We start from the raw sequence: 23,254 nt of genomic DNA on the forward strand, positions 1-23,254 counted from the left end.
GCCCCTGACGCAAATTGCGGCTACATTCAGGCCTAAGAAAGAACCAAAAGGGGAACGACGCATGTGAAGGAGGGGTCCGGTGGCACTGCGAGAACTGACCCAACAGGAACGTGACACCGCCCGGCAGAAGGCACTGGCAGCGCGCGCAGAGCGCGCTGAGGTGAAGCGCGGCTTCGGCGCTGGAACACTCAGCTTCGCTGAAGTGTTGGAGCGTGCCGGATCCTCCGAAGCGGTGGCGAGACTGAGGACTATTGAGCTTCTGGAAGCGCTGCCGGGTGTTGGCCGGGTGACTGCCACCAGGATCCTTGAGGACCTCGGTGTCTCCACCTCGCGGCGGCTCGGAGGTTTGGGCGTCAAGCAGCGCAAAGCACTGACGGAGCATCTGGCAGAATTGGACTGATGTCCTCAGAAGCCTCTGCCCCACAGGTCACTGTTCTTGCTGGTCCTACATCTGTTGGCAAGTCCACACTGAGCCGCTACGTCCGAGAGACGTATCCGCAGGTCCATTTCTCCGTCTCCGCGACTACCCGCCCGGCGCGCCCCGGCGAAGTCAATGGAGAGGACTACCTGTTTATCAGCGACCGACGCTTTGATGAGCTCCTTGCTGAAGACGCTTTCCTGGAATGGGCCGTGGTTCACCAGAAATACCGATACGGCACGCTTACTGCCACTGTAGAAGAGGCCCTCTCCGAAGGAAAGAACGTTCTTCTGGAGATAGATCTCCAAGGTGCGCGCCAGGTTCGAGCGAAACTGCGTGCGGCGCAGTTCGTGTTCCTGGCTCCGCCGAGCTTCGATGATCTGGTCCAACGACTCATCGGTCGGGGAACCGAATCCGAGGAGGAACAGCAGCGCAGGCTGGAAACCGCTAGAATAGAACTCGCGGCAGAATCGGAATTCGATGTCACCATCATCAATGACGACATCGAAAGGGCCGCGCGTGAACTTATTGCCTGTATGGGCATTGAACTGACGACCAACGCATAAGGAATCTGAGTGACTGAGAAGCTCGAAGGCATCATTAACCCGCGGATCGACGACCTCACGAAGAAGGCCGATTCGAAGTACTCGCTGGTGCTCTTCGCCTCCAAGCGCGCCCGCCAGATCAACAACTACTACGCGCAGCTCCACGAAGGTCTCTTTGAGCACATTGGGCCTCTGGTCGAAACCAAGCTCAATGAGAAGCCTCTGTCGATCGCCCTGCGTGAGATCAACGAAGACCTGCTCGTCCAGAAACCGGCAGCTGAGGCGCCCGCAGCCTGAACCGGCGCACCAAAATGCGCATTGTCCTCGGAGTCTCGGCAGGCATAGCCGCCTATAAGGTGGTGCACCTCGCCCGACTGCTCAGAGAAGACGGACACCAGGTCGATGTCATCCCTACCCCGGGTTCGCTGGAGTTTGTCGGGCGCGCGACGTGGGAAGCCATCAGTGGACGCCCCGTGAGCACCAGCGTGTTCGAGGGCGTCGCTGAGGTGCGCCACGTTCGGATCGGTCAGGACGCAGACCTGATTGTCGTGGCCCCCGCCACCGCAGACCTGCTTGCCCGGGTTCGCGCGGGAATGGCTGATGATCTGCTGACCACCACGCTTCTCGCCACCGAGGCGCCGACCCTGCTGGTGCCGGCCATGCACACCGAGATGTGGCGCAACGCCGCTACCGCGGACAACGTTGCAGCACTCCGGAACCGCGGCATGGACGTCATGGAACCAGCCGTGGGGAGACTCACGGGGCAAGATTCCGGACCGGGGCGGATGCCTGAGCCGGAAGACATCTACGCTCGCGTTGACCAGCTCCTCCACTGCCGGGGGGCAGCCCGGGACAGCGGTCCAACTTCGCAGTCACCGCCTTCACTTACCGGGCGGAGGGTGGTGGTCACCGCGGGCGGTACACGGGAGCCGCTGGACCCCGTGCGCTACCTGGGCAATCGTTCTTCCGGAAAACAAGGGTTCGCGCTGGCTGAGCGAGCCGTTCACTGGGGAGCGCAGGTGCACCTCATCGCAGGAATTACAGATGCCGAGCCCCCGTCGGGCATCAGCAACCTCACCCTGGAGCGCATCGAAACCGCTGCACAACTCCACGAAGCAGTGCTGCGGGAAAGCGTGCACGCCGATGTGCTGGTGATGGCCGCCGCGGTGGCCGATTTCCGGCCCGCTGACTATGCGCAGGCGAAGATCAAGAAAACCGACGACGACGCAAACCCGGTGATCCCCCTGCAGCGCAATCCCGACATACTCGCGGACACTGTCCGACGTCGCGCGGGCACTGGCACCGGCCCGAAGGTGATCGTTGGATTCGCCGCTGAGACCGGCGACGACGCTCACGCTCCCGTTGCCCTCGCCGAGCAGAAGCTGCAGCGCAAAGGCTGTGACCTCCTCGTACTGAACCAAGTGGGAGAGAATCTAGTCTTCGGACAAGACTCCACCGAAGTTCACATCCTGGCTTCCGAGGCAGCCCAGCGGACACTCGGTTCGGCTGAGCCAGTCCACCTTCGCGGCAGCAAAGTCGAGGCAGCGGAGGCAGTGGTCTCGCAAGCAGCTCGACTGCTCGAGGGCCCCGAGGACTAGGTCCGGACGCCAAGCGTTGCGCCATATGACGGCTGCACAGTGCAGGTGTGCCCTGCGCGTTAGGATGAGCCGGTGACCACTACCAAACCGCTGCGCCTTTTCTCTTCCGAGTCAGTGACGATCGGACATCCGGACAAGATTTGCGACCAAGTCTCTGATGCCATTCTTGATGCGCTGCTGACCGTAGACCCGGACGCTCGGGTTGCCGTTGAGGCGCTGACCACTACCGGTCTGATGCAAGTCGCTGGCGAGGTCACCACAAAGGGTTATGTCGAGATCCCCCAGATAGTGCGATCGACCCTCTTGGGCATCGGCTATGATTCCTCGGCCAACGGTTTCGACGGCGCACGCTGCGGGGTATCAATCTCCATCGGCCAGCAGTCTCCCGACATTGCCGGAGGAGTGTTCAACTCTCTGGAGGCGCGATCCGGAGCTGACGACCCGCGTGAGGCGCAGGGTGCCGGAGACCAAGGAATCATGTTCGGCTACGCCACGAATGAGACCGACACCTACATGCCGACCCCGATCGCGCTTGCTCACCGGTTGTCGGCACAACTGACCGAAGTGCGGCAGGACGGCATTTTCGACTATCTACGTCCGGACGGGAAGACCCAGGTCACCATTGGTTATGACGGTGACAGGCCGGTATCGCTGGAAACGGTAGTCGTGTCGACCCAACACACCCAGGAGACTGCTCAGCAGCAGCTCCACGCCGACATCTCCGAGGGAGTGATCGCTCCCGTGATCGCTGACTCAGGGTTGGAGGTTGGTGGTCTGGAGGAGATCATCAACCCGTCAGGTCCGTTCGTTGTGGGCGGTCCCGTAGGTGATGCGGGACTCACCGGACGGAAGATCATTGTCGACACCTACGGAGGATTCGCCCGGCACGGTGGAGGCGCTTTCTCCGGCAAGGACCCTTCCAAAGTGGACCGCTCCGCGACTTACGCCATGCGCTGGGTGGCGAAGAATGTGGTCGCCGCAGGTCTTGCCGACCGAGCCGAGATCCAAATTGCCTACGCTATAGGCCGGGCTCACCCGGTGGGAATCTACGTCGAAACCTTTGGCACTGAGCACGTGAACCCCGACGCCATCTCCACGGCCATCCGTGAGGTATTCGACTTGCGTCCGCTCGGCATCATTGAGGACCTCGACCTGAAGCGGCCCATTTACGCAGAGACGGCGAAGAACGGTCATTTCGGTCGCTCGGAGTTCCCGTGGGAGCAGCTCAATCGCGTCGACGCCCTGCGTTCGTACTTCGGAGCCTGAGCTTCCCCTCCCACCGGTGCTGAGCCTCGGCGCCGAGTCCTACAGGGCACACCACAGCCACCAGCAGTTCAGCGCATCAGGATACGATCGCTGACGATGGAGGAGGTGAGCGGACGTGACCGATCGTGAGGGTGATCAGCCCGCCCTCCTGGACGCTCTCGCGCCAGCTCCGGCGGCGCGACTGCCAGCAGGAACAGCGGCAAATGTGCCGGTCGCGCAGGTGCTTCTGGAATCTCCGGTGCCACACCTAGACCGAGTCTTCGACTACGCAGTCCCCGCGGATCTAGACGATCAGGCGGTCCCCGGCTCCCGGGTTAAGGTGCGGTTCTCCTCGCGTGACATGGCAGGCTACCTGCTGAACCGCACTGAAAGCACAGCTGCGCCCCGGCTTGCCCCGATCAGCAAGGTCGTCACGCCGCTGCCGCTGCTGTCCTCCGAGATCCTCACGCTCTGCCAAAAAGTCGCTCAGCGCTATGCCGGGGTGACCGCAGATGTGCTGCGCGCAGCCATCCCGCAGCGAGCAGCCCGCGTAGAGCAGGAGTTCACTCGCTTCGCCGCACCTGACTCCCCGGAAACTGTGGCGAGTCCGGGACCACGGGAGGCAGCCCTGGCCCTGCAGTCTTTCGGCCCTGAGGGATGGCCGAACATGGTCGTCAGCGCGGTGCAGGAAGCCCGTTCCGCAGACCGGAGTGTGATCGTCGCCGTGCCTGATCAACGCGACGTCGACCGCCTGCTGCCAATGCTGCAGGAACAGCTCGGGGACTCAGCTGTGGCCCAACTGACCGCTGAGATGGGCCCCACCCCTCGGTACCGGTCGTACTTGCGGCTGCGCTACGGTCACGCGCAGGTAGCGCTCGGGACACGCTCGGCAATATTTGCGCCGGTTGCGGGACCGGCGCAGATCCTCGTGGTCGATGACCACGACTCCAGCCACCAGGAGCCGCGAGCACCGTATCATCACACTCGTGAGGTAGCTCTGCTGCGCAGCGTGCACACGGGCGCCGGACTGCGGTTCATCTCCACATCTCGAAGCCTGGAGATTCAGCGACTCGTCGAACGTGGGTGGCTCAGCGACCTGGGCCCTGCGCGAACGCAACGCACCGCCATCGCGCCGCTGGTGACGGCCTCAAGGGACTCTTACCAACAGGAGCGCGACCCAACACTTCAGCGGGCACGCCTCCCAGGCGTGGCGTACCGGACCGCACGGAAGGGCCTCGAGCTCGGCCCCGTGCTGGTCCAAGTGGGCCGCACCGGATTCATACCTGCGGTGCTGTGCGAAAGCTGCCGGTCACGCCAAACGTGCCCCGAGTGCCACGGGCCGCTGTCTTTGCCTGGCCACTTCGGCCAGTCGGACACTCTGCGCTGCCGTTGGTGCGGACTGCACCAACGCGGGCACAGGTGCCCCGCGTGCGGGGTGACCAGATTCCGGGCTGGCGCTGTAGGAGCTGACCGTACGGCCCAAGAGCTGGGCAGGGCGTTTCCCAACATCCCGGTCGTTTCCTCCACCAGTGACCATCCGGTGACGGAGGTCCCAGACAAGCCCGGCCTGATCATCAGCACCCCGGGGCTCGAACCTGTTGCACCTCAAGGCTACACAGCGGCACTGCTCCTCGACGGTGACGCCCAGCTCGCCAGGGAGGGCCTCGACGTTCCCCGCGCTGTGCTGTCTCGATGGTTTGCCGCGGCCTCCCTCGTCCGCTCCCGCGCCCAGGGAGGCGCTGTGGTCGTTACCGCGGAGGATCCTGAGCTGACCGGCGCGCTGATTCGTTGGGACCCGGTGGGTTACGCGCGGCGTGAACTCTACCGTCGGCTGGAGTTGCGCCTGCCGCCTGCAGTTCGGATGCTCACCATCACCGGAGAGTCGCAGGAGGCGGAGAGTTTCGTGACCCAGGTGCAACTAGCTGAGGGTCTCGAGTGGGTGGGGCCCGCACCGACAGACGAGGGCGCTCACCGCTGGATGTTGTTCTTCAGCTATGCGCAGGCCGCCGAGGTGATCGCGGAGGTCACTCGAGTCCGACGAACCGGCTCTGCCTATTCCGCGGGTCAGGGGAGAGCTCTCCGCATTGCGGTCGATGACACTTCTGCCCTGCAGTTCTAGCCCACCCAGGGCGCAGGGGGGTCCTTCATTGTCTGTGTGGGGTGACGCAGCTGACGAACTGTCGTACCGCTCGCGCCAGTTGAGCCGGCTTCTCGTAGTGCACCAGATGCCCCGATCCGCGAATGATCTCCAGGTGGCCTTGGGGCAATGACTCCCGCAGGAGGCGACGCCCCTTAGGGGTGCTGAGAGTGTCCTGGGACCCGGCCAGCAGAAGGGTCGGAACACGGACATTTGAGGCGTACTCTTTGACGGTGTGCCTGCTGGAGGCATGATACGACTCGAGAAGGTTCTTGCGGTTCCAGTAGCCGCCGAAGAACTGCCGGTGCTGATCCTTCACGAAGGCAGTCAATTCACGGTCCCACCCCACCCCCAAGGTGAGGTTCATCACCTCCAGCACCGTCGGCGAGCGCAGGACGGCGTTGGCCGCAGCCTCCGGAAGCACCTGACAGAGACGGTAGTACAGCTCTACCACGGTGGCCCCTGGCAGAAGTCTTCCGCGAAAAATGTTGTCACTGATGGGGGCACTCAGCACCACACTGGACCAGTCCCGGTGGTGCTGGGCGCAGTGGGCCGCGCACACGACGGTCCCGAATGAATGGCCGATCAGACAATCTCCGGAACCGAGGTGAAGGGCCTGAGACAAACCCTCGACGGCCGCAGCATAGAGATTGACTGTGTGCTCATGCGTGACTCCGTCTGCTGTGCACAGCGGTGGCGACTGGCCGTAACCGGGCAGGTCCGGCACCAAGACCTCGAACTCTGGGAGTCCGTCGACGATCAGCTGCATGCCGTGATGATCACCACGGAAGCCATGGATCAGCAGAAGCCGCTGGGACCGGGTGGATTCTGGTTGCGGGGAGTACTTCCACACAGCGACCTCGCCCGCGATCTGCTGCCCGCGGACCTCACAGCGGATTGGGATTGTCACCTTCGCCGGCACCCGCCGCGGGTATTCGACCCAGGGCGCGGGAAGGAAACGAGGCTGCGTCGTCGACCGTATTTTTCCCACGAGGGACAGCGTAGCGACTCTCATAACCATCTAGACTGTTCGGAGTCGAACTTTCCGTGAACTGTTGAGGTGCGCACCTGTGAGCGAAACCGCTGAAAAGCAGTCCTACGACTTCCGAACGATCGAGGCCAAATGGCTGCCGTTCTGGGAGCAGGACGGGACATTTGTCGCCAAATCGGCCGACGACCGGCCCAAGAAGTATGTCTGCGACATGTTCCCCTACCCATCGGGCGATCTGCATATGGGGCACGCCGAGGCGTTCGCCATCGGCGACGTCCCGGCGCGCTATTGGCGCCTGCGCGGCTACAACGTTCTGCATCCGGTGGGGTGGGACTCTTTCGGGCTGCCCGCGGAGAATGCCGCCATCAAGAACAACGCCCACCCGGCTGAGTGGACATACCGGAACATTGACACCCAGGCCACCAGCTTCAAACGCTACGCCATCAGCACTGACTGGACCCGTCGACTGCACACCTCAGATGAGATGTACTACCGGTGGACTCAGTGGTTGTTCCTCAAACTGTTCGAGCAGGGACTGGCTTACCGGAAAGACTCACCAGTCAACTGGTGTCCCTCCTGCCAGACTGTGCTGGCCAATGAGCAGGTCGTCTCCGGTGCCTGCGAACGGTGCGGCACCCCGGTGACGAAGAAGGCCTTGAACCAGTGGTACTTCAGAATCACTGACTACGCTGATCGGCTGCTGGACGACATGGAGCAGTTGGAAGGTTCATGGCCCGAGCGCGTGCTGGCGATGCAGCGTAATTGGATCGGCCGGTCTGAGGGCGCCCACGTAGACTTCGAGCTCGACGGTGACCATACCGTGACCGTATTCACCACCCGCCCAGACACCATCTTCGGCGCCACTTTCTTTGTTGTGGCCGCTGACGCGCAGCTGGCCACCGAACTGGTCACCGATGAGCAGCGGGAGGAATTGGCGGCGTACCGGGAGCAGCTGAAATCGGTGTCAGACATTGAGCGCCAAGCTACCGACCGTAAGAAGACCGGGGTATTTCTCGGTGTCCACGCCACCAACCCGGCCACCGGCGCTCAGATGCCGGTCTACGCCACGGACTATGTGCTGGCGGACTATGGGACAGGCGCCGTGATGGGCGTCCCGGGTCAGGACCAGCGTGACTGGGAATTCGCGAAAACCTTCGATCTGCCGATCGTGCGCACCGTGCAGCCCCCGGAGGATTTCGACGGTGAGGCCTACACCGGCGCCGGGGAGGCGATCAATTCCTCCCACGGAGATGTCTCCCTGGACGGATTGGAGGTCGAGCAGGCCAAGGCGACCATCATCGAGTGGCTCGAGAGCCAGGGGGCCGGCCGCAGAACCATCAACTTCCGGCTGCGCGACTGGCTGGTCTCCCGCCAGCGCTTCTGGGGAGCGCCGATTCCCATCATTCACTGTGCCGCGTGCGGCGAGGTCCCCGTCCCGGAGGAGCAGCTGCCGGTGGCGCTGCCTACCAATATGCGTGGAGAGCAGCTGGCCCCCAAAGGACAGTCACCTCTGGCCTCCAACGCCGAGTGGGTCAGCGTGTCGTGCCCCCGGTGCGGAGAGAAGGCGAGTCGGGATACCGACACCATGGACACCTTTGTGGACTCCTCGTGGTACTACCTGCGGTATATCGACCCCGCCTCGACTGAAGCCATATTCCCCACCGAAGAGGCGAACAACTGGTTGCCGGTGGATCAGTATGTCGGCGGTGTGGAGCACGCGATTCTGCACCTCCTCTACTCTCGATTCATCACCAAGGCGCTCCACGACATGGGGCTGATCAACTTCGTCGAACCGTTCCGCGCCCTGTTGAATCAGGGACAGGTGCTCAATGGGGGCCGAGCGATGTCCAAGTCGCTGGGCAATGGTGTCGACCTGGGTGAGCAGCTCGATGAGTTCGGGGTTGACGCCGTCCGCCTCACCATGGTCTTCGCCTCACCTCCCGAGGACGACGTGGACTGGGCCGATGTCAGTCCCGCCGCGAGCCAAAAGTTCCTTGCTCGTGCGTGGCGTCTGGCTCAGGATGTCACCAGCGCACCCGGGGTGGACCCCAGCGCGGGGGCTCAGCGGCTGCGGGTGGTCACTCACCGGGCAATCGCGGACGCGCAGACGTTGTTGGACGATCAGAAGTACAACGTGGTCATTGCCCGGGTCATGGAACTGGTCAATGCTGCACGTAAGGAGCTCGACTCTGGGGCGGGGCCAGCTGACCCCGCGGTTCGGGAGGCCGCGGAATTCACCGCTCAGGCCCTCTCGCTGGTCGCTCCATACACTGCTGAGGATATGTGGGCCCAACTGGGCCATGAGCCCTCCGTGGCGAACTCCGCCTGGCCCTCCTATGAGGAGGCCCTTCTGGTCCAGGACACGATCACCGCCGTGGTCCAGGTTCGGGGGAAGCTGCGTGACAAACTCGAGGTGCCGGTGGACATCACCGAACAGGAGTTGGAGCAGCAGGCGCTGTCGCTGCCGAAGATCCAGAAGTACATCGCTGACGACGGCGGGGTTCGCAAAGTGATTGTCCGTGCCCCCAAACTCGTGAATGTTGTGACCGGGTAGGAACCCCTACCAACGCAGAGGCGGCGATGGACACGGTCACCTGGGTTGAGTCCCTGGAGCAAGAGCTGCACACCAGGCGTTCGGCAATGCCGGGACGCAAACCTGTCCTCCGGCGGGTCCGCGGGCGCATCGCGCTGGTGACAGACGCTGCCTGTGGCCTGCCCGTCGACACCTCCACCGGTCACTTGGACTTGGGGGTGCTGGGTGACCATATCCGAGTGGTGCCCATTCCGGTGATGATTGACACCAGCCTGCAGAAGGGCCAGATCTATCCGGAGTCCTCTCCCGAGCTTGCTCGGGATCTTCCCCTGGCTCTGGCGCAGGGGCTACCGGTTCGAACCTCGCGCCCTTCTCCTGGGCGCATCGCGGAAACCTACTACCAGCTGCATCAGGCCGGTTTTGCCGGGGCGGTCTCGATCCACCTTTCGGCAAAACTCTCAGGGACGGTGGATGCGGCGAAGCTGGCAGCCAGCGACGCGCCCTTTCCGGTGACCGTTGTCGACTCTGAGCAGGCTGGTCTCGGACTCGGCCATGCGGTGATCGCGGCCGCGATGACCGCCCGCTTGGGAGGGACGCAGTCCGAGGTGGCTCAGACCGCGCAGACGGTGGCGGCCAGTTCACGGTCTTTTTTCGCAGTGCCCAGCCTGGAGCAGCTGCGGCGGGGAGGTCGGATCCACCGACTGGCCTCTCTGCTGGGGTCAATGATGCGGGTCAAACCCCTGCTTGCCCTTCGTGAGGGGGAGGTGGTTCTGCTGGAGCGTACCCATTCCATGCCACGGGCCCTGCAGCGCATGTCAGAGGCCGCAGTCGAGCACGCGAAAACACTGCAGAGTGCGCGGCTGGGCGTGCAGTGCTGTGGAAATCCGGTGGAGGCAGCTGAACTCGCCGATGAGCTTCAGCCGAATTCGACAAAGCCTGTGCCGGTGATCGAGCTGCCCCCGGGGCTGGCCGCGCACCTGGGGCTGGGGGCCTTGGGAATCAGCGTCACCGCCGGCGGCTGAACGCCGCAGCGGCACGATCTACGGCAAGGCCAGCCTTCTCCCCAACGCCGGAGAGTCCTCGGCGACATACGGCACCTTCCACACGGAAGACCCCTGGGGCGGCGCAGGACCCGCTGAAGTCTAACTTGAGACCTATGGAGTTGCACGATGCGGGTGCGGAAGCTGATGCGCTGCTGACACGCCGAGAACGGCTCAGAGCTGAGCGTCAACATGCCCATTCGGCACCAATGCGATTCGGCCTGCGACTGCCTGCGGTGCTGGTGCTCGTGGCCGGGTTGGTGACCTGGGTCGCGGTCTCCTGGATCACCGCAGGGCCCTCCGATCAGTCGCTGCCGGAACCGCCATCGATCGAGGACACCGCTGAGCCTCGCCCCAAGGAGCAGCCTCAGCAGGGTAGAGACAGCACGGACGTTGAGACACCAGAGGCGCCAGCGCTGGTGCACGTAACCGGGGCCGTGCATGAGCCGCAGGTAGTCCAGCTGGAGGCCGGCGACCGGGTTGCTGACGCAGTGGAAGCCGCCGGTGGTCTCCTGACGGATGCCGCACCTGAGGGCGCGAACCTCGCAGCTCCGGTGGTGGACGGATCCATGATCTACGTGCCGACGGTCGAGGAACTGAAATCCGGCCGGACGCCGCCTGCCGCCGCCGGAGCAGACGGCCAAGGGGAAGGGAACTCGAGGGGGCCGGTCAATCTGAACTCCGCAGGATCGGAGGAGCTGGAGCAACTGCCAGGAATCGGGCCGGCGTTGGCCGAGCGGATCATAGAGCACCGCGAAGAGCACGGGAGGTTCAGTTCCTTGGAGCAACTGGCCGCAGTCAGTGGGGTCGGGCCAGCCATTATCGAGAACATTGTGGACGACGTCACCTGGTGAGTGCGCCCATGAACCGCCAGGCCCTCGATTTGCGACTTCTTCCCTCGGCTCTGGCGGGGTGGGTCGCAGCCCTGGTGGCAGTGAACATCACGGTATCGGTCTCGCTGCGGGTAGGGAGCGGTCTGCTGGCCGGGGCACTGATCCTCACGGCAGCGGCGCTGGTGCTCAGACGCCCGCAGTCTTCGGAGTCTGCGGGGGAGAGGGCCAGTTTCTACAGGCCGCGTCGCCTGGCAGCGGTGATGCTCCACCTCGCTCTCAGCGCCGGAGTCGCGACGGGGGCCACGCTCTCTGCCGCCCAGACCCAGTACACGCAGGCGGAGTCCGGTTGGTCCGATGCTGTGGAGTCACCAGTGCCACTCAGTGTCACGTTCCGTGTCACCCGGGACGCGCTCCCTGTTCAACAGCGAAGCGGGGACGGGTACCGCAGCCAAGCGATCGTCCTGAGCTTCGGTGAGGAGGAGCAGACGGTGCGCGCACGGGCGGTGGTCTTCACCGACGCTGAGCTCCAGGCCGGGCACCGGTACACCTCACAGGTGAGACTTTCCTCCACCAGCTCCGCGCATCGTTCGACTGCAATCATGCGGCCTTTCGGAGAAGATAAGCCCATTCTCCACGAGCCGGACCGTTGGACGCACATCACGGAGACGTTCAACCGGTTGCGGGCTGCGACCGTGGAGCAGTCCTCGTCGGCGGTCGGTGAGGCCCCAGCACTGCTCCCCGGAGTGATCTTGGGGGACCGCTCGGCGCAGAGTCCGGAACTGACCGAGGCGATGCGCGTCTCCGGACTGACCCACATGACGGTGGTCTCCGGTACGCATTGTGCACTGGTGGTCGGGGCGCTCCTGGGGATGGCCAGAATGCTGCGCATGCCGCGCTGGACCACGCTGCCGCTGCTCGTCACTGGGCTGGTGCTGTTCGTCATGCTTGTTCAACCGGCCCCTAGCGTGATTCGTGCCGCGGTCATGGGCTCAATCGGGGCGTTAGCGGTCTTCACTGGACGCGGTCGTACCTCTTCTGCGCTGCTGTGCCTGTGCGTGATTCTCCTGCTGGTCTACGATCCATGGTTCGCGGTGGAGCCGGCTTTCCAACTCTCGGTGGCCGCGACTGCGGGTATTGTGCTGGTGGGTGCCAGGCTTAAGGATCTCTTCGCTCATCGACTGCCGGGTATTGTGGCAGCTCCTTTGGCGCTGGCAGTCTCGGCTCAACTGTTTGTGACCCCGGTGCTGCTGCCCATCGCCCAGGGAGTTACGCTCTACAGCGTCCCAGCGAACATCGTTGCCGGCCCCCTGCTCCCTTTGGTGACAGTACCGGGCACCTTGGCGGCGGTGATGTCAACCACATTGCCCTGGCTCTCGACTCCGCTCCTGTGGACCGCAGGTCTGCCCAGCGCGGGAATCGCCGCCATCGGGTACGCAACGGCCTCACTGCCTCAGGCATTGGCCCCGTGGCCCGAGGGCGGGGCTGGTTGGGCCTTGGCGGCCGTCTACACTGTGGCGGCAATCGCGCTGTGTCGTATCCTCATCGATTCTCGCCGACGCCCACGTGCATGGGAGAGGTTGCTGCTGGGGGGAGCCGGTGGGGTACTGGCTGCGGTGGTGATACCCGTTGGTTCCCTACCGGCCCTGATCTTGGGGCCTTCAGTTCCTGAGCAATGGAGATTTGCGCTCTGCGATGTGGGACAGGGAGACATGCTGGTGGTGCGGACCGGGGAGCGTGCCGGAATTGTGGTCGATGCGGGGGAGGAGCCCGAATTGGCTGAAAACTGCTTACACAAGCTTGGCGTCAACCATGTGGAGATTCTGATGATCACTCACGACCATCTGGATCACTACGGAGGCACGCCCGGGGTCGCGGCGGCGGCGAACATCGGCGAGATCATCTTCTCAGGGGCCGCCGGGTGGAGTGTCAAAGAGGCAGTAGAGAGCCAGGAAGGCACGGTCCTGGAGGTTCCGGAGTCCCGGGGCGAATTGGGTCAGAATCTGACTCACCAGGGGGCGTACCCGGTCACCTGGCAGGTTTGGGCGGCGGCCGATTACCACCCCAACACCAATGACAATTCCCTCGTGACACTCGGTGATCTGGAAAAGGAGGTCGCGGGGCTGTTGCTTGCCCGCGACGCGCTGCCGAGTGTTGTTGATGTGTTGAAGGTCTCCCACCACGGGGCGTCAAACGGTGGGACCGCCGTCTTGGAGCACACGGACCCGGCCGTTGCTCTCATCGGAGTGGGAGAGGGGAATGAGTACGGTCACCCATCCGGTGCGGTAGTGGCTGCCTTGGAAGATCTAGGCGCCGCCACCTACCGCACCGATGAGCATGGAACTGTAGCTTTCGTCCTCGTGAACGAGTCGCTGAAACCAGTCCCGTTAGAGTGACCCGTCAGCTTAGCCGCTGACCACGGGGAGCTGGAGCTGATCGCCGACGAAGATCAGGTTAGGGTCGTCGATCTGGTCAGCATTCGCACCCCAGATGTCGGTCCAGTCCAGACCGACTGCATCTGCGATGGAGCCCAGGGTGTCGCCAGCCTGGATGGTGTAGACCTCACCGGAGACCTGGACGTCAGTGTTTGCCTGACCGGAAGCCTCTGCGGCCGGTGCGGGAGCCTGCTCCTGGGGTGCCTGCTCAGCCTGCTGCGGCGCCTCAGGCTCTGGCTGCGGCTCTGGTGCCTGCTCCTGAGGAGCCTCTTCCTGCTGAGGTGCCTGCTCCTGAGGTGCCTCTTCCTGCTGAGGTGCCTGCTCCTGAGGTGCCTCTTCCTGCTGCTGCGGAGCTTCAGGCTCTGGCTCCGGGGCAGGTGTACTGCCGCCGCCGCTTGGGCTGCCGGAGAGTCCCAGGCTAGCTGAGCATGCTGGCCACTGGCCCCAGCCGTAGCGGGCCTGCAGCTCCGTGGCAACAGCAATCTGCTGACCGCGAGAAGCCTGGTGTGGGTACTCGGCGTACTGCTGGCCGCCCATGGAGTCCCAGGTGGCCTTCATGAACTGAAGGCCGCCGTAGAAACCGTTGCCGGTGTTGATTGACCAGTTGCCGCCTGACTCGCACTGAGCCAGTCGATCCCAGTCGCCCTGGGCGTTTGCCACAGGAGCCTGCGCCACGACGGCGCCGCCAGCCAGGGCAGCAGCGGCAACTGAGCCGCCAACGAACTTCTTCCAAGTGGGGGTGGTGGTCTTCATAGGATGTTGTTTCCTCACGGAGGTTGATGGTCTGTTCAGCGATGCGCGTGTCGGAGTGGGAATGTCACGCAAACATCACTTTCAATGTCCGCAGTCCAGTAAAGAGTCTCAGATTGGTCACGTCAACCGGGTGATAAGCGGGTCCACGAAGGCAAAAAGCCCGAGAATTCAGTCAAGAAGCGACGTTATCATCCTGTGATCTTGGTTCCTGTGAGTTTTATGTGAATCACGGTCAATTGGTCGCCGCTAGACGGTATCTCGGAGAGTTGGGCAGCTCATGCACCGAGGTCCGCCCCTGCCGCGCCCCAGCTCGCCACCCGGAACTTCGATCACTTCGATGCCGGATTCGCGCAGAAAGGCGTTCGACGTCGGGGTACGGTCGTAGGTGATGACCGCACCTGGCGCCACCGCCAAAGCATTGCATCCATCGTCCCACTGCTCGCGGGCGGCCGAATGGAGGTCCTGTTCAGCGGTGAGGATACGCAACCCGTGCAAGCCTAGTGCGTCGGCGATCGCCCGGTGGGCGTGGCCGGGGGCATGGTCGGCGATGTTCAGCTCAACATCTAGCGGGGAACCTCCCGTACCGCCGCGCGGGGTGATCGTATAGGAAGGCAGTTCCCCCAGTCCGGCGTATTCAATGAAGGACCGCTCATCGACCATCGTCATCACCGTGTCAAGATGCATGAAGGACCGCGCCTTGGGCAGGTTGAGGACGACGACGCGGTCGGCCGACCCGGCGGCGAAGAGCCGTTTGGCCATCCTCTCCACCCCCTGCGGAGTAGTGCGTTCACTCATTCCGATCAACACGGCGCCATTGCCGATGACTAGCACGTCGCCACCTTCGACTGTCGCTTGAGCGTCATCGAGCCCATTGGACCATCGCTGGAACGCGGAAGCCGCGAAACGAGGGTGCCAACGGTAGGTGGCCTCGTAGGTGAGAGCCTCCCGCATCCGGGCTGGTTTCTGCATCGAGTTCACGGCCACCCCGTCGTAAACCCAGCAGGACGTATCGCGGGCGAAGAGGTGATTGGGCAGGGGCGCGACCACCAAATCGTCCGGTGCCATGGAGTGGAGCACAATTGAACGGGGTTCGTCGATCAGTTCCAGCAACTCTCGTTTGGTCAAGCCTCCGATGACCAGCTCGGCCAGGGCGCCGTTGTCGAGCTCGCTGGCCATCTGCCGCAGCAGAGGGGCTGCGGCAGGACCGTGCAGGCGTTCGTCGAACGTACGGTCCAGGATGAACTCTTTGGCCTCAGCCACGGCCAGAGTTTCGCGCAGCAGTGCATCCAGGTGGAGAACCTCGGTTCCGGCGGCCTCCAAGGCGGCGGAGAATTGGTCATGTTCTTCTTGGGCGCGTCGAACCCAGAGGAGGTCGTCGAAGAGCAGGTCTTCCTTAGTGTCTGGGGTCAGTCGCAGCAGCTCGGTACCGGGGCGGTGGACAATGACCTGCCGCAGACGGCCCACTTCAGAGCCCACAAAGAGATCATGCATGCTGGTCATGTTTCCACATTGTCGGAAGTCTCGGAGTCACTGCAGGCCTAGACTCGGACAATGACCCCAGGCCCCGGGTTCGGCAGGACACGAAACGACAGGATGCGATCGACGGATGACTGACCACGCTGATCCCCGCCTCTTCAGAGATGCCCCAGAAACGTTGGATGAGTACCAACGTCTGGAGCGTTGGCCGGAGTTTCGCGCTGATCTCGAACGAATCCGATTCTCCCCATACTTTTCGCGTTTGTCAGCAGTCACTCAGGTAATCTCGCAGACCGGAGCCGGGATGGCCATCCACAACCGCTTGACGCATTCGCTGAAGGTTGCGGCCGTGGCCCGGGCCATCGCAGTGTCAATCTCCTCCGCTCCTGGCCCCGGATCAGCGACTCTGAGCGACCTAGGTGGCTGCCATCCAGTGGTAGTGCAAGCCGCGGCGTGCGCTCACGACGTCGGCCACCCACCCTTCGGCCACCTGGGGGAGCAGGCTCTGGATCGGTTGGCGCGGGACCATTTCGGGCTCAGCGAAGGGTTCGAAGGTAACGCCCAGAGCTTCCGCATTCTCACACGCCTGGACCAGTATGATCGCGACGACGCCGGACTGAACCTCACTGCGGCGGTGCGGTCTGGGGTGCTGAAGTACCCGTGGACCAGGGCCGAGGGTGCGGGGCTGCGGGAAGGACCGGAACTGGAACGCGGATTGGCGCCGACAACGCAGGGCGCGGGAGCCAAGAAATTCGCCGTGTACACCCTAGATCTGCATAGCATGCGCAGCGCACGGCAGGCGTACCCGAAAATTCGGCCACGCCAGCAGACGGTGGAGTGCTCCGTGATGGATGTCGCCGATGACATCGCATACTCGTTGCATGATCTGGATGACTTTTACAGGGCAGGTCTGCTCAACCAAGCGGCCATCGCCGCAGAGTTCAAAGCATGGCGAACAGACCGTGCGCGTCTGAGCAGGCTCTCTACCGAGGACCTCAGTGGGTCGCTCCGCATGCCTGGGCGCTCCCTGGAGATGCTCTGGCGGAGACTGCAAACGAAAGATCAATGGATAGCAGATCAGGAAGCTTTCGCTCAGGCGGTGGACCGAGTCAGTCAGGACGTCGTCGACGGTTTGCTGGTTGCTCCCTTCGACGGCTCACGCTCGGCGGAGCGGTCCTTAGCGACTTTCACCGCCAGCTGGATCAGTCATTTGCAGAAGTCCGTTGAGGTACATGCTGACCCTGATGTGCGCTCCGGGCATGTCAACCTCAATACCGCGGCCTGGCATGAAGTGGCGGTGCTGAAGTTTCTCCATGAACGGTTCATTCTGGACCGCCCGGACCTCACGGTTTACCAGCGCGGCCAGGCCCGGCTGCTCAAACGACTCGTTCTTGGATTTGATGCCTGGCTGGCCGACGCTCAGGATGCCCGTCGAGCACCACGTCGCTTGGTGGATCTGGTGGAACTGGCCACCGAAGACATGTTCCGGTTGCGGCAGAATGACCCCGAACTGCTGGACGCCGATGATGAGCCCAGGATGCTGCGGCACGCCCAGGGTCGCGGCATCATCGACTACGTGGCCTCTTTGACCGACGCCCAGGCCACCTCGTTGGATGCCCTGCTCACCGGGACCTCCGAGCGGCTCTGGGACGCAGGGCAGGGTCTGTGAGCAGAGCGGAGAGTACGGCACAGTGGGCTCCACGCTGAACGAGTGTTCTATAGGCTTGGTGGGGTGAGAGAGACCAATATCATTCGAGTAGCTGCAGTGATCATTCTCGATCGGCGCGGCCGGGTGCTCACCGTGCGAAAAGCGGGCACCCACCGGTTCATGCAGCCCGGCGGCAAACCCGAGCCGCACGAGAGCCCCCAGGAGACGGCCGTGCGAGAGGTAGCCGAGGAAATTGGTCTGCACCTGGACCCAGCGCATCTGCTGGACATGGGCACATTCAGTGCCGCGGCCGCCAATGAGGAGAACACAGCCGTGGTATGCCGCAACTTCCTCGTGAGATTTGACGACTCCGCCCCGGACCTGCTGCACGCTCTGCAGCCTGCCGCTGAGATCGCCGAACTGTTGTGGGTGCCGCTCGACTCGTTGTCGCCGGCAGCCCACCTCGCGCCGCTGCTGACGGATCAGGTGGCACCTGCGGTACGCGAAGTGCTGAAGCCAGCTGATTCCGCTACGCGCTAAGAGTGGAACAGACCGGGAATGGTCTCTGCTCACCCGGGCTTGGATATGGAGGACCCTAACCCGGAAGGAACGCCGTAGATGAAACGTGTGCCGCCGAAGCTCTTTGAACCGATCACCCTGCGCGGCCTCACCGTGCGGAACCGTATCTGGATTCCGCCGATGTGCCAGTATTCCGCATTCGCGCAGGACGGCCTGGCCACGGATTGGCATATGGCGCACCTGGGCTCCTTCGCGCGGGGAGGAGCCGGCGTGGTGATCGCTGAGGCTACGAGCGTCACCGCTGAAGGGCGGATTTCGCCGGAGGATCTGGGGCTGTGGAACGACCAGCAGGAGGAAGCGCTGGGGCGCATAGTGAGTTTCGTGCACTCACAGGGTGCCGCGGCGGGAATCCAATTGGCCCATGCGGGTCGGAAAGCCTCCACTTTCGGGCCATTCACCGAGCAGTCGGGATCCGTCCCCCACCAGCAGGGTGGATGGTCAGCAATCGGAGCCACCGCAGAACCGTATCCGGGCCTCAATGCCCCGCAGGCCCTGGATACGGCGGGCATCAAGCGCATAGTCACTGCCTTTGCTGATTCTGCTGACCGGGCACGGCGAGCCGGGTTCGACCTGCTGGAGATCCACGCCGCGCACGGGTACCTACTCCACGAATTTCTCTCCCCGTTGAGCAATACTCGCAGCGATGCTTACGGCGGCGCGCTCGACCGCCGGGCGCGACTGCTGCTGGAGGTTGTCGACGCCGTCCGCGCGCGCGTGGGGGAGGATGTGCCGCTGCTCGTCCGGGTTTCGGCGACCGACTGGATTGAGGAGGGGCTGACTCTTGAGCACACCGTCCAGCTGGTCCAATGGCTGAAGGATCGCGGCGTCGACATGATCGATGTCTCCAGCGGAGGAACTGTTCCAGTGCGCTTCCCAATTGGACCCGGCTATCAGGTACCAATGGCAGCGGCCATTGGGGAACAGACTGGGCTTCCGGTGGCCGCGGTGGGAATGATCACGGATCCAGTGCAGGCCGAGCACATCCTGTTCACCGGACAGGCGGACGTAGTGCTGATTGGCCGCGAAGCTCTGCGCGACCCGCATTTTCCGCTGCGAGCCGCTCACCACTTCGACCATTCATTGGACTACGTCCCCACGCAGTATCGAGCCGGATTTCGTTAGAGAGTCTCAGTGTCACTCGCTGTGATGCTGCTGACAGTCCGGAAGAAGGCGTGGCGTGTAAACGTTCGCAGAGACGTGGAAGTCGAGCCTATGGGCAATCGAGGCCCTACGACCCCAACTGGCACCGCCGGCTAGACGAGTTTTTCCTGTGGTCTAGGGCTTGAAGAAGAACTTAGAGAAACATGATGAGGATCGAGCGTCTGACCGCAGCGGGTCAGCTCATGTGCAGAGAAAGTAGTTGAGGTGCGCACAGAACAGCAGGTGCTGAAACTGTCCTTGGTCGGAGTCCTCGCGATCACCGCCCTGGGCATCAGCTTCGGTCTTTTTTCGGGGTCTTTTGCGATCCTTTTCGACGGGGTATTTTCACTTGTTGATGCGGTGATGTCGATAATTTCCATCACCCTGGCGGGCCTTATTGCAAAGTCTGCAAATAACTCTTTGACGAGACGGACCAGAGATCGTTTCACAATGGGTTTCTGGCACTTTGAACCCATTGTGTTGGCGATCAATGCCTTATTGATGATGTCAGTAGCCACCTACGCACTGTTCCAGGCGGTCTCTGCACTCTTGTCCGGTGGCAGAGAGGTCGATTTTGGGCCAGCGGTGATCTATGCGGGCGTCGTCGTGGTGCTCACGGTCATTATCGGGTTCATCGAAGGCCGAGCAAACAGAAAGATCCAGTCCGATCTGGTGAGCATCGACGTTCAAGGGTGGCTCATGGCCGGGGGAGTCACCTCCGCGTTGCTGATCGCTTTCGTCATCGGCGCGCTCATCGACGGTACTGAAGCCGCTTGGCTGATGCCCTACATTGACCCGGCAGTGTTGGCGGTGGTGGCTCTGGTTCTAATTCCTGTGCCGTTCTCCACTCTGCGTAAGTCCGTGGCGGAGATTTCCCTGGTGACTCCTCCGAAGCTGAAGTCCGAGGCCGAAGCGGTCGCCACGAGCCTCATTGAGACGCAGGGCTTCTCCGATGCTCGCGTGTACGTCTCGCAGCAGGGACGCGCGCGGACGGTCGATATCGTCTTCTATGTTCCGCGCGGACACCCGCCCAAGGCGTTGGAGGAGTGGGACGCCCTCCGGGACTCGGTCCTCACGCAGCTCAATGGCGAGGATCCGCACAGTTGGATCACCATTTCATTCACTACGAAGACGCCGCCTGCGCTGCCGAGTCGGTGACGGGACGCCCTCGCGCTCCAGGTGAGACCGGGGATGTCTGCCCAGCTCGTGCGTGAGCAGGTGTCGCTTACTCGGAGGCTTCGAAGAAAAAGTCTTGGGTGTCGAGGAAACCCAACCGGACGCGGAGCGTGCCGTCGTCGCCGGGCGGCACGGCTAGAGCCACGTTCCCCGTCTCGGTGCCGCCGGTGTACAACTCAGCAAAGTCGTCAAAGGAATCAGGGGTGACTACCGTGTGGTCGTAGCTGCCCGTAGTCTCACCCGTGCTGCTTACGTAGGCGAGCTCCACCGCCATCATCGGTGAATCTGAACCTTCACCGAGGTAGGTGGCGCTCATGTTCACCAAAACGTACGTCAGCCCGTCGGGAGCCGGATCGTTGAACTGGTTCTCCTCAGCAATCTGATCGTCGACGTCCTCGGCGACACTATGGAGAGTGACTTCCCATTCGTCGTCTGAGACTGTCTGGCCCAGCGGCAGTGGATTTTCTCGGGTGCCCTCGTCCGCATCAGGAGCCGAGTCCTCATCAACACCGTCGTCCTCGGGTTCCTCGCGCTCCTCGGCAATCTCCTCCTGCTGCTCCTGCACCTCCTCCTCCAGCTCGGCCACTTCTTCATCGTGGTCAGGGTCAACGCTGCCGGCTTCGTCCTCGAGACGGTCCACCTCATCATCCATGGAGCTTAGGAAAGCTCCGGCGATGAGCAGGCCGGCGATCGCAAATATAGTTCCGATGGCGCCAGTGATGACACCTGCAATGCCCTGTCCTTCTCCGCGATGCTTCACGATCGCGACTATCCCCAAGATCACCGCCAAGGGGCCAAGTAGGAAGCTCACCAATCCGAGTACAGGGATAAAGGCGAGAACTACGGAGATGATGCCCAGTACCATCGCCGCGATGCCAATCCCCTTGGGGGCAGGAGGGGCCGCCTGCTCGGGATAGTACGGATAGTACGACTCAGCCATAGGTGACCTCTTTAGGGGAACAGCTCGGCGACGAGACGAAGGGTATAACGCACCGTCGGGAAACACCTTGAACTTTACGTGATGTGGGGGCTGCAGGTCACCTGTCCGGCGCGGGGACACCGAATTCTCGCCCCTGTGGGTCGCATAGTCTTCGAGACGGCCCCTCCGTTCACATCTGGCCGTGCTCTTGGAAGTGTTCGTGCCAGGAGAGCGCCTCGCGCAGCAGGTGCGGTGTGTGCTGGCCGTGGGGGTGGGCAGCCACTGCGCGGTCGAAGTAATCCTGCAGACGGTCTCGATAGGCCGGGTGGGCGCAGCGATGGATGACCTTGCGAGCTCGTGCTGTGGGGGAGAGGCCGCGCAGGTCGGCGACTCCCTGCTCGGTCACCAGGACATGTGTGTCATGTTCTGTGTGATCGACGTGGCTGGCGAAGGGCACGATCGCTGAGATGACCCCGTGCTTCGCGGTCGAGGGCGAGACGAAGAAGTTGAGGAACGCGTTCCGGGCAAAGTCTCCCGAACCACCGATGCCGTTGATGATGGTACTTCCCATCACATGGGTGGAATTGACGTTGCCGTAGATGTCAGCCTCGACCATGCCATTGATGGCGATGATGCCTAGCCGTCGGATGATCTCCGGGTGATTGGAGATCTCCTGAGCGCGAAGCAGGATGCGCCCTTTGTAACTTTCGATGTGCTGGTTGAAATGCGCCGCGCGCTCAGCGGAGAGCGAGAAGCTGGTGGCAGAGACAGCGCTGAGCTTCCCTGCATCGATAAGGTCCAGCATGCCGTCTTGGATAACTTCTGTGTAGGCCGTGAGGCCTTCGAATTCGCTGTGCGTGAGATTCTTCATCACCGCGTTGGCAACGTTCCCCACACCAGACTGCAGCGGCAGCAGGTTCTCCGGCAGACGGTTGTGGCTGACTTCGTGACGGAGGAAGTCCACGACGTGATCAGCCATCGCGCGGGAGCCGTCGTCCGAGTCCTTAAACGGAAGGTTGCGGTCCGGCGCGTTGGTCTCCACCACGGCGACCACCTTGTGCGGATCTACTCGAAGGTACGGGTCACCGATCCGCTGCAGCGGGTCCAGCAGTTGGAGCGGTCGGCGCCCGGGAGGCAGTCTGGTGCCATAGTAGACATCATGGAATCCCTCGTAGGCTCGAGGGTGCCACTTGTTGACCTCCAGAATGACAATGTCGGCCAGGTCCAGCCAGGTCTTGGAATTGCCCACGGAGCTGCTGGGCACCAAGAGCCCGTTGGGCAGGATGGCGGAGACCTCGACGACGGCGACGTTCAACGGACCATAGAACCCGAACCAAGCTTGCTGGGCAGAGTGGCTCAGGTGTGTATCGACGTACTCGGTCAGCCCGGAATTGATCGCCCTGCGCAACGCGGGGTCGGACTGAAAGGGCAGGCGCCTACGAAGTACGCCTGCCTCCGCCAACACGCCGTCCAGTTCGGGCGCTGTGGATGCGCCGGTCCAGAGGTCGATGCCGAAATCCTCGTTTCGACCATGAGCTTCCTTGGCCCGTTCGGCCAGAGCGCCTGGGACCTTCTTCGGATACCCAGCGCCGGTGAAGCCACTCATGCCTACGCGGTCACCGGACTGGATATGGGTCACGGCCTGCTGCGCAGTAACTACCTTGGTGCTCAGTATGGGACACCTAATTCTCGACATGGAAGTGGAGACTCCTCCTGACGCGGTGAGGACACAGATCTTGTCAGCATATCGATCAGCACCCAGCGAGCGCTCATCGTGGCGAGAGAGGCGTT

General features: G+C 62.9%; 19 protein-coding genes. 14 read left to right on the plus strand and 5 right to left on the minus strand.

Translation table 11 applies throughout. The features are described 5' to 3' along the window. The first annotated feature begins 79 nt into the window (after positions 1-79). The 6 genes from mihF (at position 80) to D3250_RS09820 (ending at position 5,925) form a co-directional block, all read left to right on the plus strand. Positions 80-400, plus strand: coding sequence for an integration host factor, actinobacterial type (mihF, locus tag D3250_RS09795; protein WP_119903212.1), 321 nt, complete (start codon positions 80-82; stop codon positions 398-400). After that, positions 400-984, plus strand: coding sequence for a guanylate kinase (gmk, locus tag D3250_RS09800; RefSeq protein ID WP_119903213.1), 585 nt, complete (start codon positions 400-402; stop codon positions 982-984). The genes mihF and gmk overlap by 1 nt, the downstream gene beginning before the upstream one ends. A gap of 9 nt (positions 985-993) precedes the next feature. After that, the gene (rpoZ, locus tag D3250_RS09805; protein WP_119903214.1) at positions 994-1,260 is read left to right on the plus strand and encodes a DNA-directed RNA polymerase subunit omega; all 267 of its coding nucleotides are present in this window, start codon (positions 994-996) and stop codon (positions 1,258-1,260) included. A 14-nt stretch (positions 1,261-1,274) separates the two neighbouring features. Then, positions 1,275-2,561 carry a bifunctional phosphopantothenoylcysteine decarboxylase/phosphopantothenate--cysteine ligase CoaBC gene (gene coaBC / locus D3250_RS09810; protein ID WP_119903215.1) on the plus strand — a complete coding sequence of 429 codons (1,287 nt, stop codon included), beginning with the start codon at positions 1,275-1,277 and terminating at the stop codon, positions 2,559-2,561. Positions 2,562-2,633: 72 nt separating this feature from the next. Then, a complete protein-coding gene (metK, locus tag D3250_RS09815) occupies positions 2,634-3,827 on the plus strand; it encodes a methionine adenosyltransferase (RefSeq protein ID WP_119903216.1) in 1,194 nt (397 codons plus the stop codon). A 115-nt stretch (positions 3,828-3,942) separates the two neighbouring features. Further along, positions 3,943-5,925: a primosomal protein N' family DNA-binding protein gene (locus D3250_RS09820; protein ID WP_119903217.1), complete on the plus strand. Its 1,983-nt coding sequence runs from the start codon at positions 3,943-3,945 to the stop codon at positions 5,923-5,925. A 25-nt stretch (positions 5,926-5,950) separates the two neighbouring features. Here D3250_RS09820 and D3250_RS09825 read toward each other — a convergent pair whose 3' ends face one another. After that, the gene (locus tag D3250_RS09825; protein ID WP_158583122.1) at positions 5,951-6,853 is read right to left on the minus strand and encodes an alpha/beta fold hydrolase; all 903 of its coding nucleotides are present in this window, start codon (positions 6,851-6,853) and stop codon (positions 5,951-5,953) included. 142 nt (positions 6,854-6,995) lie between these two features. On the opposite strand from D3250_RS09825, the gene leuS reads away from it, so the two are divergent. The 4 genes from leuS (at position 6,996) to D3250_RS09845 (ending at position 13,733) form a co-directional block, all read left to right on the plus strand. Beyond that, positions 6,996-9,488: a leucine--tRNA ligase gene (gene leuS / locus D3250_RS09830; protein ID WP_438830151.1), complete on the plus strand. Its 2,493-nt coding sequence runs from the start codon at positions 6,996-6,998 to the stop codon at positions 9,486-9,488. 26 nt (positions 9,489-9,514) lie between these two features. Further along, positions 9,515-10,489, plus strand: a complete 975-nt coding sequence (locus D3250_RS09835; RefSeq protein ID WP_119903219.1) for a DegV family protein — start codon at positions 9,515-9,517, stop codon at positions 10,487-10,489. A gap of 134 nt (positions 10,490-10,623) precedes the next feature. Then, positions 10,624-11,361, plus strand: coding sequence for a helix-hairpin-helix domain-containing protein (locus tag D3250_RS09840; RefSeq protein WP_119903220.1), 738 nt, complete (start codon positions 10,624-10,626; stop codon positions 11,359-11,361). An 8-nt stretch (positions 11,362-11,369) separates the two neighbouring features. Further along, positions 11,370-13,733, plus strand: a complete 2,364-nt coding sequence (locus D3250_RS09845) for a ComEC/Rec2 family competence protein (RefSeq protein ID WP_119903221.1) — start codon at positions 11,370-11,372, stop codon at positions 13,731-13,733. Positions 13,734-13,742: 9 nt separating this feature from the next. Here the strand turns inward: D3250_RS09845 and D3250_RS12150 are convergent, their stop codons facing one another. Together D3250_RS12150 and D3250_RS09855 are read right to left on the minus strand one after the other, a co-directional pair. Beyond that, positions 13,743-14,525: a transglycosylase family protein gene (locus tag D3250_RS12150; protein ID WP_119903222.1), complete on the minus strand. Its 783-nt coding sequence runs from the start codon at positions 14,523-14,525 to the stop codon at positions 13,743-13,745. Between the two features lie 246 nt (positions 14,526-14,771). Beyond that, positions 14,772-16,025 (minus strand): arginine deiminase, encoded by a 1,254-nt coding sequence (locus D3250_RS09855; RefSeq protein WP_225973265.1) that lies wholly within the window; start codon positions 16,023-16,025, stop codon positions 14,772-14,774. 106 nt (positions 16,026-16,131) lie between these two features. On the opposite strand from D3250_RS09855, the gene D3250_RS09860 reads away from it, so the two are divergent. The 4 genes from D3250_RS09860 (at position 16,132) to D3250_RS09875 (ending at position 20,526) form a co-directional block, all read left to right on the plus strand. Continuing rightward, positions 16,132-17,670: a deoxyguanosinetriphosphate triphosphohydrolase family protein gene (locus D3250_RS09860; protein WP_119903223.1), complete on the plus strand. Its 1,539-nt coding sequence runs from the start codon at positions 16,132-16,134 to the stop codon at positions 17,668-17,670. Between the two features lie 63 nt (positions 17,671-17,733). After that, positions 17,734-18,189 carry an NUDIX hydrolase gene (locus D3250_RS09865; RefSeq protein WP_119903224.1) on the plus strand — a complete coding sequence of 152 codons (456 nt, stop codon included), beginning with the start codon at positions 17,734-17,736 and terminating at the stop codon, positions 18,187-18,189. 78 nt (positions 18,190-18,267) lie between these two features. Next, positions 18,268-19,350 (plus strand): NADH:flavin oxidoreductase/NADH oxidase, encoded by a 1,083-nt coding sequence (locus tag D3250_RS09870; RefSeq protein WP_438830148.1) that lies wholly within the window; start codon positions 18,268-18,270, stop codon positions 19,348-19,350. Positions 19,351-19,593: 243 nt separating this feature from the next. Further along, positions 19,594-20,526 carry a cation diffusion facilitator family transporter gene (locus D3250_RS09875; RefSeq protein ID WP_119903225.1) on the plus strand — a complete coding sequence of 311 codons (933 nt, stop codon included), beginning with the start codon at positions 19,594-19,596 and terminating at the stop codon, positions 20,524-20,526. Between the two features lie 67 nt (positions 20,527-20,593). Here D3250_RS09875 and D3250_RS09880 read toward each other — a convergent pair whose 3' ends face one another. Both D3250_RS09880 and scpC read right to left on the minus strand, forming a co-directional pair. After that, positions 20,594-21,484: a DUF4190 domain-containing protein gene (locus D3250_RS09880; protein ID WP_119903226.1), complete on the minus strand. Its 891-nt coding sequence runs from the start codon at positions 21,482-21,484 to the stop codon at positions 20,594-20,596. 169 nt (positions 21,485-21,653) lie between these two features. Then, entirely contained in the window at positions 21,654-23,159 is a 1,506-nt protein-coding gene (gene scpC / locus D3250_RS09885; protein WP_119903227.1) for a succinyl-CoA:acetate CoA-transferase ScpC, read from the minus strand. Positions 23,160-23,254 lie beyond the last annotated feature (95 nt).

This window comes from Nesterenkonia natronophila (assembly GCF_003595215.1).
In the GTDB taxonomy this organism is placed as follows: domain Bacteria; phylum Actinomycetota; class Actinomycetes; order Actinomycetales; family Micrococcaceae; genus Nesterenkonia; species Nesterenkonia natronophila.

What these genes read in the sequence shown, in the direction of transcription:
- D3250_RS12150 (WP_119903222.1), bottom strand. Translation starts at nt 14,525, where the DNA reads ATGAAGACCACCACCCCCACTTGGAAGAAGTTCGTTGGCGGCTCAGTT.
- D3250_RS09870 (WP_438830148.1), top strand. Translation starts at nt 18,268, where the DNA reads ATGAAACGTGTGCCGCCGAAGCTCTTTGAACCGATCACCCTGCGCGGC.
- D3250_RS09855 (WP_225973265.1), bottom strand. Translation starts at nt 16,025, where the DNA reads ATGACCAGCATGCATGATCTCTTTGTGGGCTCTGAAGTGGGCCGTCTG.
- gmk (WP_119903213.1), top strand. Translation starts at nt 400, where the DNA reads ATGTCCTCAGAAGCCTCTGCCCCACAGGTCACTGTTCTTGCTGGTCCT.
- coaBC (WP_119903215.1), top strand. Translation starts at nt 1,275, where the DNA reads ATGCGCATTGTCCTCGGAGTCTCGGCAGGCATAGCCGCCTATAAGGTG.
- D3250_RS09860 (WP_119903223.1), top strand. Translation starts at nt 16,132, where the DNA reads ATGACTGACCACGCTGATCCCCGCCTCTTCAGAGATGCCCCAGAAACG.
- scpC (WP_119903227.1), bottom strand. Translation starts at nt 23,159, where the DNA reads ATGTCGAGAATTAGGTGTCCCATACTGAGCACCAAGGTAGTTACTGCG.
- D3250_RS09845 (WP_119903221.1), top strand. Translation starts at nt 11,370, where the DNA reads ATGAACCGCCAGGCCCTCGATTTGCGACTTCTTCCCTCGGCTCTGGCG.
- D3250_RS09880 (WP_119903226.1), bottom strand. Translation starts at nt 21,484, where the DNA reads ATGGCTGAGTCGTACTATCCGTACTATCCCGAGCAGGCGGCCCCTCCT.
- D3250_RS09835 (WP_119903219.1), top strand. Translation starts at nt 9,515, where the DNA reads ATGGACACGGTCACCTGGGTTGAGTCCCTGGAGCAAGAGCTGCACACC.
- D3250_RS09840 (WP_119903220.1), top strand. Translation starts at nt 10,624, where the DNA reads ATGGAGTTGCACGATGCGGGTGCGGAAGCTGATGCGCTGCTGACACGC.